We start from the raw sequence: 13,763 nt of genomic DNA on the forward strand, positions 1-13,763 counted from the left end.
TCAAGACTCGCGCGGCGCAATGATGGCCGTTTCGAATTATGAACGCTATTGTTCGACACACTGCATCGCCGCTCGATCATAAGATCACTTACCTTTCACTTGCCCCCAATGCATCAGCTCTGGTAAAGCAAGTTACGTTTACGCTAACGTCAAAATTTGGAGATGGACAATGGCCTTGCCGGATATTTTGAAGTCGAAGTTGCGAATTCCGGTGGTTGGCGCTCCGTTGTTTATTATTTCACATCCAGCGCTCGTGCTCGCCCAGTGTAAGGCCGGAATTGTTGGATCTTTTCCGGCTTTGAATGCCCGCCCCGAAGCACAGCTCGACGAGTGGCTCGCAGAGATTACGGAAGGCCTACGCAATCATGATGAGAAAAACCCCGGCCGCCCTGCCGCGCCTTTTGCCGTGAACCAGATTGTACATCGCTCGAACAAGCGGCTCGAACACGATTTAATGATGTGCGTAAAATACAAAGTTCCTATCGTTATCTCATCGTTGGGCGCGGTTCCGGAGGTGAACGAGGCCATCCACTCGTATGGTGGTATTGTCCTTCATGACATCATCAACAACCGCCACGCGAATTCAGCTATTCGCAAAGGCGCGGACGGGTTAATTGCAGTCGCAGCAGGTGCGGGCGGCCATGCGGGAATGCTCTCGCCGTTCGCGCTTGTCCAGGAAATCCGTGAATGGTTCGATGGGCCTTTGTTGCTGTCGGGTGCCATCGCGACCGGCCGCGCCATTCTGGCAGCGCAGGCCATGGGTGCCGACCTTGCCTATATCGGCTCGCCCTTCATTACCACCACAGAAGCGCGCGCTGGCGATGACTATAAACAGATGATCGTCGATTCCAGTTCTTCTGATATCGTTTATTCAAATTTCTTCACCGGGATTCATGGAAATTATCTTAAGCCATCGATAGCCAAGGCGGGAATGGACCCGGATCACCTGCCGGAAGCCGACCCCTCAAAGATGGATTTCGAGTCCGCAACGACGGGCGCCAAGGCCTGGAAAGACATCTGGGGCTGCGGCCAAGGCATTTCGGCCGTCAAGGAAATCGCTCCCGCAGCCAGCCTCGTCGCCCGCCTTGAGCAGGAATATCACGCAGCAAAGACGGCGCTTTGTGCAGCTTAGCGGTGCTGTCGCCACACCACGAGGGATGTCCGTCTCACATCGGCCTGTTCGTGATCTCCGCTACAGCACGCTTCGCCATGACCTTGACCAGATTGGCGCGATAGTCGGCAGAAGCATGCATGTCGGAAAGGAGTACGTCCGGATCCACCGCGAGACTATCCAGCGCCGAGGGGCTGAAGTTTCCGGCGAGTGCTGTCTCTGCATCCTTGAGACGAAAAACGCCGCCCTCGCCTGCGCCTGTTACAGCAACACGGATATTGTCGCCCGATTTGGCAACGAAAACACCGGCCATTGCATAAAGTGAAGCCGGATTTGGGAATTTTTTGTAAGCCGCCCTATCCGGCCCGACGAATTCCACGGCCACAATAATCTCGTTTGGCTCAAGGGCCGTTTCGAATAGGCCGATGAAGAAATCTGATGCGGGCAAGGAGCGTTGGCTGGTGATTATCGTCGCATCAAGCGCCAACAGCGCCGACGGGTAGTCAGCAGCCGGATCGTTGTTGGCGATCGACCCGCCAATCGTGCCCATGTTTCGCACCTGCGGATCGCCGATATGGCCAGCGAGATTGGTAATGGCTGGGCATATCTTTGCGAGTTCCTCACTAGTCGAGACATCGTAATGTGTCGTGACCGCGCCAATCCGCACGTTGCGGCCATCGACCGTGACGCCTTTCAACGCTTCGATTCTCCTGAGATCTATAAGATCGCTCGGCGACGCCAGACGCTGCTTCATGGTTGGAATCAGTGTCATTCCACCAGCCAGGAATTTGCCATCTTCGGCTTCACCCATCAGTCTTGCAGCCTCTTCAACGGAGGCAGCGCGATGATACTGTGTCTCATACATGGTGCTGTCCCTTCACTTCGCAGCCTGAATGGCATTCCACACAATTTGCGGTGTCGCCGGCATGGTCAGATTGTTGTTATGGATTGCATCAGTGATGGCGTTGATCACGGCGGGCGGCGAACCAATTGCCCCTGCCTCGCCGCATCCCTTGATTCCGAGCGGATTGGACGGGCACGGCGTTTCTGTCGTCATGATGTTAAACGACGGCAGGTTCTGCGCGCGCGGCATGGTGTAGTCCATGAAGCTGGCAGTTAGCAGCTGCCCCGTATCGTCATAGTGGGTGCCTTCCAACAGTGCTTGGCCGATGCCTTGAGCCAGTCCCCCGTGGACCTGTCCTTCGACGATCATCGGGTTGATGATCTTGCCGAAATCATCCGCAGCGACAAACTGAATTATCTCTGTCACACCCGTCTCAGGATCGACTTCTACTTCGCAGATATGGCAGCCGCCTGGGAACGTGAAGTTGGATGGATCGTAGAACGCACCCTCTTTCAATCCCGGCTCCATACCGGAGGGAAGATTGTGGGCGGTGTATGCCGCAAGCGCTACCTGAAACCAGGGCAGCGACTTGTCGGTGCCAGCGACTCTGACATTGCCGTCCTTGATCTCGATATCGGCTTCATCTGCTTCGAGGAGATGGGCAGCAATTTTCTTTGCCTTGGCTTCCACCTTATCCAAAGCCTTGACGACGGCTGACATTCCGACCGCACCGGAACGCGAGCCATAGGTCCCCATCCCCATCTGCACCTTGTCCGTATCTCCATGAACGATGGAAACGCTCTCGATCGGAACACCAAAACGCTCGGTAGCCAATTGGGCAAACGTTGTCTCGTGTCCTTGACCATGCGAATGGGAGCCAGTCAGAATTTCGATCGTGCCAATTGCGTTGACCCGGACTTCAGCGCTCTCCCACAGACCCACGCCTGCCCCAAGAGAGCCGACTGCCGCGGAAGGTGCAATGCCGCAGGCCTCGATGTAGCAGCTCAATCCGATACCGCGGAGCTTGCCGCGCTTGGCAGCCTCCTCGCGGCGCTTCTCGAATCCCTCATAATCGGCAGCCTTCAGCCCGGCATCAAGGGTCGCATCGAAATCGCCCGCGTCATAGTTCATGATTACCGGCGTCTGGTGCGGGAAAGTGCGGATAAAATTTTTCCGTCGAAGCTCTGCCGGAGAAACCTTCAATTCGCGCGCTGCGGTTTCCATGATGCGCTCAAGCACAAAGCTTGCTTCCGGCCGCCCCGCCCCGCGATAGGCGTCGACGGGCGCCGTGTTGGTATAAACGGCTTTCACATTGGCGTGGATCGCCGGAATGTCGTATTGGCCAGAGAGAAGCGTGGCATAAAGATAGGTCGGCACTGAGCTCGAGAATAGCGACATGTAGGCGCCGAGATTGGCGATCGTCTGAACTTTGAGACCAAGGATTTTATTATCCTTGTCAAAGGCTAGTTCCGCATGCGTGACGTGGTCACGGCCATGCGCATCCGCCAGGAAACTTTCGGTCCGGTCGGCCACCCATTTGACCGGAACGCCGGTTTTTTTCGATGCCCAGAGGCAAATGAGTTCTTCAGGATAAATGAAGATCTTCGATCCGAAGCCGCCCCCGACGTCCGGGGCGATGACACGAAGCTTGTTTTCCGGAGCGACATTGTAAAATGCGCTCAGCACCAAGCGTGCGACATGCGGATTTTGAGACGTCGTCCAGCATGTATAATGGTCCTCGCCAGCATCATAGACACCGAGTGTAGCACGCGGTTCGATCGCATTGGGAACAAGGCGGCCATTGACAATATCCATCTTGGTGACATGAGCAGCGCCTGCGAAAGCATCATTCGTGGCCTTTTCATCCCCGATGTCCCAATCAAAAATCAGATTGCCTGGCGCTTCCGAATGAAGTTGCGGCGCACCTTCGTTGAGGGCTTCGGCAGTCTTCACAACGACCGGAAGCTCTTCGTATGACACGTCGACCGCCTCGGCGGCATCACGCGCCTGGCCCTTTGTATCAGCAATTACGATAACGACTGCATCGCCCACATAACGCACTGTGTCGGTGGCAAGCGGCGACCAAGCGCCCATCTTCATGGGCGTTCCGTCTTTGGAATGGATCATCCAGCCGCAAATGAGATTGCCGATGCCGTCCGCCTTCAGTTCCGCACCTGTCAGAACGCCAATGACGCCGGGCATCTTCTTCGCTGTTTCAACATCGATGCCGGTGATTTTCGCGTGAGCGTGGGGGCTGCGCACGAAGGCAGCATGTTTCATGCCCGGTACGGACATATCGTCGGTATAGCGGCCCTTGCCAGTGATAAATCTTTTGTCTTCTTTGCGAAGAACACGTGCTCCGATACCTTCAACACCCATGGCTTCGTCTCCCTGTCGCGAGCGCGTTTGCCTGGAAAAAGTTGACCTCCAAGCCACCGGCTACAAAACTGAAAATCCAAATGATCAGGCGGCTTTGACGGCGCCCTTGCCCATTTTGTCCGATGCGTCGAGCACGGCCTTGACGATGTTGTGATAGCCGGTACAGCGGCAAATATTGCCTTCGAGCTGATCCCGCACGGTTGCTTCATCGAGCCCGTTTGGGTGTCGCCGTATCATATCGACCGAAGTCATAATCATGCCAGGCGTGCAGAAACCGCATTGAAGCGCATGATTTTCCCGAAACGCGACCTGAAGCGGATGCAGTTCGCCGTTTGGACTGAGGCCCTCGATCGTCGTGATCGTCGAGCCGGAGGCCTGGGCCGCCAGCATTGTGCAGGACTTGACCGCCCTGCCATCGACGTGAACCACGCAGGCACCGCATTGCGATGTGTCACACCCGACATGCGTGCCAGTTAACCCAAGATTTTCACGCAGGAAGTGCACAAGCAGTGTGCGGTCTTCGGCTTCGCCTGTGACGGCACGCCCATTCACGAACAATTCCACTTTGGCCATAGGTTCCTCCCAGAACGTTGACGCAGGTGCCTCTTCCGGGCGTCATGTGGTAGAGAGAAGATTAACCGCTCTTTCGCACTTGTCTATCGTCAAAATAGAAAAATTCTAATTTGGCGATCCCGTGAGGATCGAGGGAGTTGGAGACTGGTAGTTTGACGATACGAACGCATCTCTAGGCTTGCATTTGCAGCACAATGAAGGTATCAGGCGCCACATCCGCCGGCACATCACGATGGCCGCTTTCAAGGATCGGGAAGTTCTCTTCCTGCCGCATTAGCTCAGTTGGTAGAGCACATCATTCGTAATGATGGGGTCAGGTGTTCGAGTCACCTATGCGGCACCATACTTTCATCTTCATAACATTTTGGACTAACGAGAAGATGAAGGAGCGGAGATGGCAATAGCAATCCGTTAGATCGCCGACAGCGCGGTAGCGACTATTATCGGAACAAGGCGAATTATTTACACGTCAGCGCGATAGTGCTTTGGACCGCAAGCAAGGCCGAGCTCGGAAGCCATTCGGTGGTCGGGGCCGTACCAAGCTCAATGTTGCCGGGTTGCGAACTTCTGTCAGGTCTATCAATCGCCTGGTGTCGCAAGTCTGATGCGGATGGGAATTGACTTGAATCCAGGGGTTCCCGAGCGGCGGTCGTAGTGCGACAAGGCGATCAGGCCGTTCATTTCCGGGTAGTATCCGGCAGCGGATCCGCTCGGGATATTGTACGCGATCGCAGTGAGGCGGCGAACCAGCCGCGGCCGGTCATCAATTTCAGCGGGGTTTCGGGCTGCTTCGACGTCAAGTATATCTCCTTCAGAGAGCCCCCTGCTGGCGAGGTCATCCCCGTTGAGAAAGATGACATCGCGTCGTCCAAACACGCCTCTGTAACGATCATCCATGCCGTAGATCGTAGTATTGTACTGATCGTGACTGCGAATGGTCGTCAATGTGAGAAGGTCAGGATCCGAAACTTGCGGATCTTCGTTAAGGCCCTCGGCGACCAGAAACTGGGCCTTTTTGGCCGGGGTGCGCCAGTCACGGATGGACGCTGGCACGCTCAGACGAAACCCGCCGGGCTGCCTTATCCTCTCGTTGAAGTCATGGAAGTCCGGAAAGACCACTTCAATCTTGTCGCGTATCCTGTCGTAGTTTTCGATCATTGCATCCCATGCTATACCATGCCGGTTGCCAAGGGTGGCTTTGGCCATGCCGGCGATCACAGCTGACTCCGAGCGGACCGAGTCGCTTGGCGGTTTCAGAAAGCCTCGCGATGCATGAACCATCGACATTGAGTCTTCGACCGTGACGGATTGTGGGCCCGTCGCCTGAACATCGAGATCGGTGCGACCAAGGACCGGCAGTATAATCGATGTTCTCGCCGTCAGCAGATGGGAGCGGTTGAGCTTGGTCGTAAGGTGAACCGCCAGATCCAGCTTCCGCATGCCGGCGAACGTGGCGTCAGGGTCCGAAATTGCCACGGCAAGATTGCCACCGAGACAAATAAGCGCCTTTGAACGGCCTTCGCAGATAGCTTCAATCGCCTCTACGGCGCTGTGACCTTGCTCGGCCACCGGGCGAAAGCCGAAGGCGCGCTCCATGCCATCCAGCAACGCGGCGTTGGGCGCTTCAGTAATACCTACTGTGCGATCACCCTGAACATTGGAATGGCCCCGCAATGGGCAAATGCCGGCTCCCTGACGGCCGATGTTCCCGCGCAACATCAGAAAGTTGGCGATTTGCTGAACATTGGAAGTACCATTCCTGTGCTGCGTGATACCCATCCCGTAACAGAGAATGACGTTCTTAGCCTTCAGGTAAACGTCACCGGCACTTTCAATCGCCGCCCGCGTGAGCCCGGAGATCGCCTCGATCTGATCCCAGGTCGTCTCATCGATGTCTGTTCGCAGAGCCTCGATGCCATCCGTGTGTTCGGCAATAAAACTACGGTCGAGCATGCCGTTTCCGCCGTTTTCTATATCCGCTCTGTCCCGTTGAAAAATTCGCTTCATCATCCCCTTCAGCACGGCAAGATCACCGCCGGGACGCACCTGATGATAGGCTGAGGCAATCTCTGTGGACGCCAGCGTTGCCATCTCGACGGCACTTTGGGGGGAAGCAAACCGTTCGAGCGCCCGCTCTTTTAACGGATTGAAGACCACTATCGGAACACCCCGCTTCGCAGCTTCCCGCAGTGTCGTCATCATGCGGGGGTGGTTCGTCCCGGGATTGTGTCCGAAGCTGAAGATGGCATCAGCATAATCGAAGTCTTCAAGTGTGACGGTGCCTTTGCCGACACCGATCGATTGAGGCAAACCCACGCTTGTCGCTTCGTGGCACATATTGGAACAGTCGGGGAAATTGTTCGTTCCGTAAGCCCGCACGAACAGTTGAAAAAGGAAGGCGGCTTCGTTCGAGGCTCTGCCTGAGGTGTAGAATTCCGCCATATTCGGATCGGGGAGCGCGTTCAGCACTTCGGCGATCGTCCGGTATGCTTCGTCCCATTCAATTTCCACGTACCTGTCTACGGTCCCATCATAGATCAGCGGATGGGTTAGTCGCCCCTGGTTTTCGAGGTCATGATCATGCCAATCCCACAATTCTGAGACGGTGTGAGATGCAAAGAACGACGGCGTCAGGCGTTTGGCGGTAGACTCCCACGTGACGGCCTTGGCACCATTCTCACAAAACTCGAACGAAGACGTGTGCTTCGGATCAGGCCAGGCGCAGCCAGGACAGTCAAAACCATCGGGTTGATTGACCTTCAAGAGTGTTGCGGCTCCCTGTGCGACTACCTGCTGCCGCGAAAGGCTTTCGGCCACCGCCTTCAATGCGCCCCAGCCGCCGGCTGCTGCGTTATACGTTTCAATGCCGTGGGGTCTTTTCCTGGCCATGTCAAATCCGCTTTCAAACGATGTTGATAAGGTAGTGTCAGCCGATCCTGCTCACCGGGGGATCGTCCGGCTTCTGGCAAGCGGAGAAGCCGCTTGGGCAGTGCCTGCGAATTGCACCCAGTATCCGAAGGCCACCATGATCCCGCCGCCAACAATGTTGCCCAAAGTGACAAATACCAGATTGTGCATAGCGCCATATACACTAATGGTTGCTGGATGAGGACCGAGGAGCGCTAATGAGAAGGCGAACATGTTTGCCACGCAGTGCTCGAAACCAGCAGCAACGAAAATCATGATCGGCCAAAAAATCAAAAAGACTTTCGCAGCATCGTTTTCGGTTCGATAAGACATCCAGATCGCGAGGCAAACCAGCCAGTTGCATATGATGCCCCGGGCAAAAAGCTCGTGAGCCGGGGCACTGATTTTCGCTGCAACCGCGGCAAAGAATGCCGGACTGCCGTCGCCGAGCAGGACACCTCCGCCGCCAAGTTTAAAGAGCACCGCAAGTAAGAAAGCTCCTGCGAAATTGCCCAGCCAGCAAAGTACCCAAACGCGCAGGAGATCGATCAAACCAGTTTTGCCGCTCAGAAGCGCAAGCGGCATATACATGGTCATACCGGTGAAAAGTTCCGAGCCGGCAAAAATGACGATCGTCAGTGCCGAGGCGAAAACAGTACCCATTACAAGATGAGCCCATGAAGGGTCTGCATGTGCGCCCACCGTAAACATGATTATGTCGCCAAAGCCGATATATGCACCCGCCATGGTCGAGCCAATCATGAAGGCAAGCGGGTTACCCTTAAGGGTTATGGACTTGGACTTGCCCGACTCGGAGAGCTTGTTGATTGTTTCTTCGTACATCCGGATTCCTTTCGGGAGGCGAAGCCTGTATCCAAGTTGATGCCGCGCGGCCCGTAGATCACCGCGCAACGTATCTACGCGCCGCTAACAACCGGTTGTTTGGTTTTTTTCAGAGCTTCCATTGCTGCTTTGCCGAAGTTCAAATGTCCGGAGACGAGTTCCGGAGGGGTAAGTGCCAGCCACTGATTGAGAGAGACATCTGCGTAGTGGTCACTTTTGAACGTCTCAAGAAACACAAGGGGCTTGTCGCCGATGTTTTCGATGTAATGTCCCATTGCGAAAGGAACATAACCGACGTCGCCGGCTGCGAAATCAAATGTGCGGGAGTGGCCGTTTGCTGCAAATACGCCCATTCTTCCAATTCCTTGAATGTAATATTGCCATTCGTCGGTATTCGGATGCCAGTGCAACTCCCGCATGCCGCCCGGTTCGACTTCCACAAGGGCGGCGGCAATCGTTTTTGACACGGGAAAGTTCTTGGAGTCGGTAATGCGGACGGTGCCCCCGCTAGTTTTGATCGGAACCTGGGAACCCATTCGATGCACAAAACCATTGGGAACTGCGGTTGCGCCAGCGATCTTGTCACTGTCCAGGTTGCCTGGAATGGGAAGATTGAAAATGTAACGGTCGCTAGGAGCGGGCAGGTTGTCAAAGCTTGTTACAGGGACGCCGAAATTTTTGGCGAGCACACTTTTTGGCACATGCTTGAACCAATCGCTCAACAGGAACGTGCTGTCCTCGTCAAAACCTCCATCATCGAAAACGAGGAGAAATTCGCAGCCGTCAGGACCAAGCCCCTGAATGGAATGCGGTGTGCCAGATGGAAAATACCAGATATCCCCTGGACCAAGATCATCGACAAAATTCTTGCCTTCGGGATCAACAGCGGTAACCCTGGCATTCCCATAAAGAATGTAAGCCCATTCGGATTCCTTGTGCCAGTGCAATTCCCGGACGCCGCCGGCATTCAGCCGCATATCAACGCCGGCGATGCTCTGGGAGATTCCAAGTTCCCGTTTCGTAATTTGCCGGGTCCAGCCGGCCGGATATTGCTTCATAGGCGCATCGGCAAACGAAAAGCGTAGATTTGGCAAGGTACCGGCATCGGTAGTCGGCTGATTAAGGATATCCGGATTCTGAATATCCCGATCTACGTTGCGTGGTCCAGGATCATCGCCGCCCGCTCCGGCGCGGCGCGGCTGTGGTAGGTCTGCGGCATAACTCGTTGACCCTGCAGCGGCGACCATGCCACCTGCAGACAGCGCCAAGAGCGCCTCACGACGGCTAAAAGCATTCATTATATGAGCCTTTCCGATAATGTCATTTGCACCTGCAGTGCCGCAGCTGTTGTCGGGGTTGATCGGAGATGCGCACGCCATGCTTCGATGAGAAACCACGTTCGGCCATCGGCCTCGTCGATCCAAGTCTCGAAATAGTCAGCCGTCTTAAAATCCCGGTGCACGTCGCAGACATCGCGGGTGCAACGCAGGAATGAAGAGAGCTGCCTGTTGTCGCTGGCGAGTTCAGTCAACATCTCTGCGGGCGTAAGGTAATCGGCATCGTTGTCGGCAAGCCTCTGCAGTCGCCCGATATGACCAATCGAATGTAGCGTAGTGCCTCCGAGTTCGCGTATGCGTTCAGCGATAACATCTGTGATCGAAAGTATCTGCTCGGCTTGCTCGCCTAGCAGTGGCTGGAAAATACCAAAACCCCTTGGAGTCATGTGCCAATGGAAACTTTTCGTCTTTAGGTACAGCGCGAACGTGTCTGCGAGGAGTGTGGTCAAGGCCGCCGAAACCTCAGCGGCAGCGTCGCCTGAATAGAGCGACCTCACACGGTTAGTTGTACAAATTGACAGGCTCATTCAACGACCCCTTTTCTGTTCCACATAGTATCCTGGCTGATTGTTGTATTGAGCCTAGGCCAAGCCTTCCTGCTGTGACAGTGGATACTCGTTTCGATTAAGTTATACTTGAGTATAGGGAGCATTTACCGTCGGCCGGATGTTATGTGCGCGAGGCGAGCCGCAACACCGCCGCGATCGCCCAAAATTTAGCGACATCGCGCTACTTAAGATTGTGCAGCCTTGCAGCCAATCTGGTATAGCCCGATCGACTCGACCATATGGAGATAATTCGTTGTCAAGATTTTCCCCGGTCGCTGCAATGCTTATTGCTGTGGCGGTCTTCCTGCTGGACACATTGACTACATTCGACATTGCCATTGCAGTGCTCTACGTAGTGGTAGTGCTGCTGTCGCTCAATTTCGCCAATCAGACCCAGCTTGTTGCGATTGGTGCTGGCTGCATGGGATTGACGCTTCTAAGCTTTTTGCTTTCGCACGGACTGGAACTCCCTGCAGAGTCAATAGGACGTTGCTTCGTCAGCCTTGCTGCCATCGGGATAACGACATTTCTTGCTTTTAGGGTAAAAGCGGCAATCGGTATTCTGGAAGACAGTGAGCAGCGTTACCGGTCCATTTTCCTGGCCACGGGTGTTGGAATCCTCCAGATGGATTTTACGGGTCTTAAAACTGCCATCGACAAATACAAAACTGATGGTGTCCAAAGCATCGATGATATTGAGAACCTCGATCCCAGGTTTGTCCGGAAAGCGCTAAGATCGATCAAGTTGATAAACGCCAACAACACCGCTCTAAACATGTTCAATATGCCGGATATAGATAGGCTGGGCACGCTGCTGCCCGCTCTCGTCAGTTCAGAGGTGGAACGCAAGGTCTGGAATTTCCTCGCATCCATCTGGGCTGGGAACCACAGCTATGAAGCCGAAACGGTGATAAGAACGTCACAGGGCCGCCAACTCATCTTTCTTTATAATGTTGCCGTACCGCCCGATCGCCCAACTCTCGACATGGTTCTGATCAGCATAATGGATGTTACCGCGAGACGGGAAGCAGAGAACGAACTCGATGTTGCGCGAAGCCAGCTGGCCCATGTCACCCGGATCGCGACCCTTGGCGAATTAACGGTCTCGATCGCTCATGAACTCAATCAGCCTTTAGCCGCCGTGGTCACCAACGGAGGAGCCGGCTTGCGGTGGCTCAGAAGGGACGTGCCCGATCTGAAAAAAGTCGAATCTTCGATCGAGGGAATGGTCGCCGACGCAACCCGCGCCAGCGAGGTCATCAAGCATTTACGCGGTTTATCGGTGAAGTCGTCGCCGAACCCGGTCAACGTTAATCTCAATGAGGTCGCCAAGGAAACAGTCGCACTGCTGCAACGCGAAATTGATGTCAATCAGGTGACATCAAGATTTGACCTCGCAGACCATCTCCCGGAGATTCATGGGGACAGGGTACAGCTACAGCAAGTCGTCCTGAATCTGATTTTGAATGCCATTCAGGCGATGGCGCACGCTCCCGGCGGAAAGAGAGAGCTTCTGGTGAAGTCGTTGTCAGAGGAAGCCGCCGTCGTGTTGCGAATCCAGGACACTGGCCCCGGCATCCCGCCTGAAGTCCGCGATAGACTGTTTGACCCGTTTTATACGACGAAGCCCGACGGAATGGGTATGGGCTTGTCAATATGCCGTTCAATCTTGACCGCCCACGGCGGGAGCATAAATGCAACTTCCGAACCGGGAGCTGGCACCACGTTCGAAGTCACAATTCCATTTACTAAGGAGGTCGGGTGATGGCCGTGCTCACGACGCCGATCGTCTATGTGGTTGACGATGATGTGCATTTGCGGGAAGCGCTACGCAATCTTTTCGAATCGGTCGGTATCCGTGTGGAACTGTTCGGCTCCACCGCAGAACTCCTTGCCCGTCCTGCCAAAGTCTCCGCCGAAAGTTGCCTCGTCCTCGATATTCGCCTGCCAGGCGTCAGCGGACTCGATTTTCAGAACCAGCTAGCGAAGCTTGGGAACAATATCCCCATTATCTTCATGACCGGTCACGGTGATGTCCCCATGTCAGTGCGAGCGATGAAGGCCGGGGCTATCGACTTTCTTACGAAGCCATTTCGGGATCAGGACATGCTGGATGCGGTCTCGAATGCATTGGCACTGGATCGAAGCCGCCGGGCGAGCGAAGACGAACTGTCCGCGCTGATGGCGCGGTATGAAAGTCTGACGAGCCGGGAGCGTGAGGTAATCGCCCTGGTAACGAGCGGCCTTATGAACAAGCAGATCGCAGGCAAACTTGGTGTGAGCGAGATAACTGTAAAGATCCATCGCGGCCATCTGATGGAAAAGATGGGGGTGCGAACTCTCGCGGAACTGGTCAAGGCCTACGAGGCGCTTCGACCCGGCTTAAACACTTGATGCCAGAACCTAAACTTCTGTATGATATCATCTAGTCTCTCAATGGTGCATGTAACCAGCTGATAGTTACAGGCTTTTAGTACCGTCATAAAGGTTTTCTGGTGCACCGTTTGAAATCCATAGTCGTCGTCGAGGACGACGCGTCACTGCGCGATGCCATGGAGAATTTGATCAGCTCACATGGGCTCAATGTCCATACATTTGCTTCCGCAGAATCATTCCTGGCGCAACGGGGGCTTATTGAAATCGACTGCCTGATAACCGACGTGCAAATGGACGGAATTGGCGGAGTGGAGTTGTTCCAGATCCTGCGAAATATTGGTGTAGGCACGCCGGTCATCTTCATCACCGCATTCGAGGATGAACGCATACACAAACGGTTGATGGCGGCAGGTGCCAAAGGGTTTTTCCGCAAACCTTTCGAAAGCCAGGCCATGATCGATTGCATTGAGCACGCTCTGGCTGTGTAATGCATACCAACCGAAGAAACCGTGCCATAGCCCACATAGGTGCCGTGACAACGTACGCACCGACAGATACCAAGTACACACAGCAAGATCAAAATGGAGGCCGTTGAACGACAAGCTCCCATATTTGCCGGAAGCTATGCCGAACGAACGTTAAGCAATCGGTTTGCGACAGACGCGAGTTATCAAGCTGGACATAATCGTCAATATTAAAACTTTGATTTTCTATACCATGGACCGTATCTTTGGCGATCCAAATTGGCAGAATGCAGTGTGAGGGATGGGACTAGATGGCACTGTTCGTTGATCGAGTGAGCGTGAGAACCCGAGTGATGCAATTGGTCGGCATGATGGTGACAA

Annotated in this window: 11 protein-coding genes and 1 tRNA gene; 5 read left to right on the forward strand and 7 right to left on the reverse strand. The window is 54.6% G+C overall.

Translation table 11 applies throughout. The features are described 5' to 3' along the window. Window positions 1–169 precede the first annotated feature (169 nt). Window positions 170–1,132 (forward strand): NAD(P)H-dependent flavin oxidoreductase, encoded by a 963-nt coding sequence (locus tag LB462_RS28020; protein WP_224514858.1) that lies wholly within the window; start codon window positions 170–172, stop codon window positions 1,130–1,132. A gap of 34 nt (window positions 1,133–1,166) precedes the next feature. Here LB462_RS28020 and LB462_RS28025 read toward each other — a convergent pair whose 3' ends face one another. From LB462_RS28025 to LB462_RS28035, 3 genes are all read right to left on the reverse strand, one after another. Beyond that, complete coding sequence (locus tag LB462_RS28025; RefSeq protein ID WP_224514860.1) at window positions 1,167–1,976, reverse strand: FAD binding domain-containing protein; 810 nt, start codon at window positions 1,974–1,976, stop codon at window positions 1,167–1,169. A 12-nt stretch (window positions 1,977–1,988) separates the two neighbouring features. After that, window positions 1,989–4,334 (reverse strand): xanthine dehydrogenase family protein molybdopterin-binding subunit, encoded by a 2,346-nt coding sequence (locus LB462_RS28030; protein ID WP_224514862.1) that lies wholly within the window; start codon window positions 4,332–4,334, stop codon window positions 1,989–1,991. Between the two features lie 84 nt (window positions 4,335–4,418). Further along, window positions 4,419–4,907: a (2Fe-2S)-binding protein gene (locus tag LB462_RS28035; protein ID WP_112528209.1), complete on the reverse strand. Its 489-nt coding sequence runs from the start codon at window positions 4,905–4,907 to the stop codon at window positions 4,419–4,421. A 267-nt stretch (window positions 4,908–5,174) separates the two neighbouring features. On the opposite strand from LB462_RS28035, the gene LB462_RS28040 reads away from it, so the two are divergent. After that, a tRNA-Thr gene (locus LB462_RS28040) sits at window positions 5,175–5,250 on the forward strand. Between the two features lie 236 nt (window positions 5,251–5,486). Here the strand turns inward: LB462_RS28040 and LB462_RS28045 are convergent. From LB462_RS28045 to LB462_RS28060, 4 genes are all read right to left on the reverse strand, one after another. Continuing rightward, the gene (locus LB462_RS28045; protein WP_224514864.1) at window positions 5,487–7,796 is read right to left on the reverse strand and encodes an FdhF/YdeP family oxidoreductase; all 2,310 of its coding nucleotides are present in this window, start codon (window positions 7,794–7,796) and stop codon (window positions 5,487–5,489) included. A gap of 51 nt (window positions 7,797–7,847) precedes the next feature. After that, on the reverse strand, window positions 7,848–8,657 hold the full coding sequence (locus LB462_RS28050; RefSeq protein ID WP_224514866.1) for a formate/nitrite transporter family protein: 810 nt from the start codon (window positions 8,655–8,657) through the stop codon (window positions 7,848–7,850). A 74-nt stretch (window positions 8,658–8,731) separates the two neighbouring features. Continuing rightward, the gene (locus LB462_RS28055) at window positions 8,732–9,955 is read right to left on the reverse strand and encodes an oxalate decarboxylase family bicupin (protein WP_304610459.1); all 1,224 of its coding nucleotides are present in this window, start codon (window positions 9,953–9,955) and stop codon (window positions 8,732–8,734) included. Further along, on the reverse strand, window positions 9,955–10,521 hold the full coding sequence (locus tag LB462_RS28060) for a Dps family protein (protein ID WP_224514868.1): 567 nt from the start codon (window positions 10,519–10,521) through the stop codon (window positions 9,955–9,957). The genes LB462_RS28055 and LB462_RS28060 overlap by 1 nt, the downstream gene beginning before the upstream one ends. 274 nt (window positions 10,522–10,795) lie before the next feature. Here LB462_RS28060 and LB462_RS28065 point away from each other — a divergent pair, with 274 nt between their 5' ends. From LB462_RS28065 to LB462_RS28075, 3 genes are all read left to right on the forward strand, one after another. Next, window positions 10,796–12,307 (forward strand): sensor histidine kinase, encoded by a 1,512-nt coding sequence (locus LB462_RS28065; RefSeq protein ID WP_224514870.1) that lies wholly within the window; start codon window positions 10,796–10,798, stop codon window positions 12,305–12,307. Continuing rightward, window positions 12,307–12,936 (forward strand): response regulator transcription factor, encoded by a 630-nt coding sequence (locus tag LB462_RS28070; protein ID WP_224514872.1) that lies wholly within the window; start codon window positions 12,307–12,309, stop codon window positions 12,934–12,936. Before LB462_RS28065 ends, LB462_RS28070 begins: the two co-directional genes overlap by 1 nt. 110 nt (window positions 12,937–13,046) lie before the next feature. After that, on the forward strand, window positions 13,047–13,406 hold the full coding sequence (locus LB462_RS28075; RefSeq protein WP_255628028.1) for a response regulator transcription factor: 360 nt from the start codon (window positions 13,047–13,049) through the stop codon (window positions 13,404–13,406). The last annotated feature ends 357 nt before the right edge of the window (window positions 13,407–13,763 follow it).

This window comes from Phyllobacterium chamaecytisi (assembly GCF_020164455.1).
GTDB classification, from domain to species: Bacteria; Pseudomonadota; Alphaproteobacteria; order Rhizobiales; family Rhizobiaceae; genus Phyllobacterium; species Phyllobacterium chamaecytisi.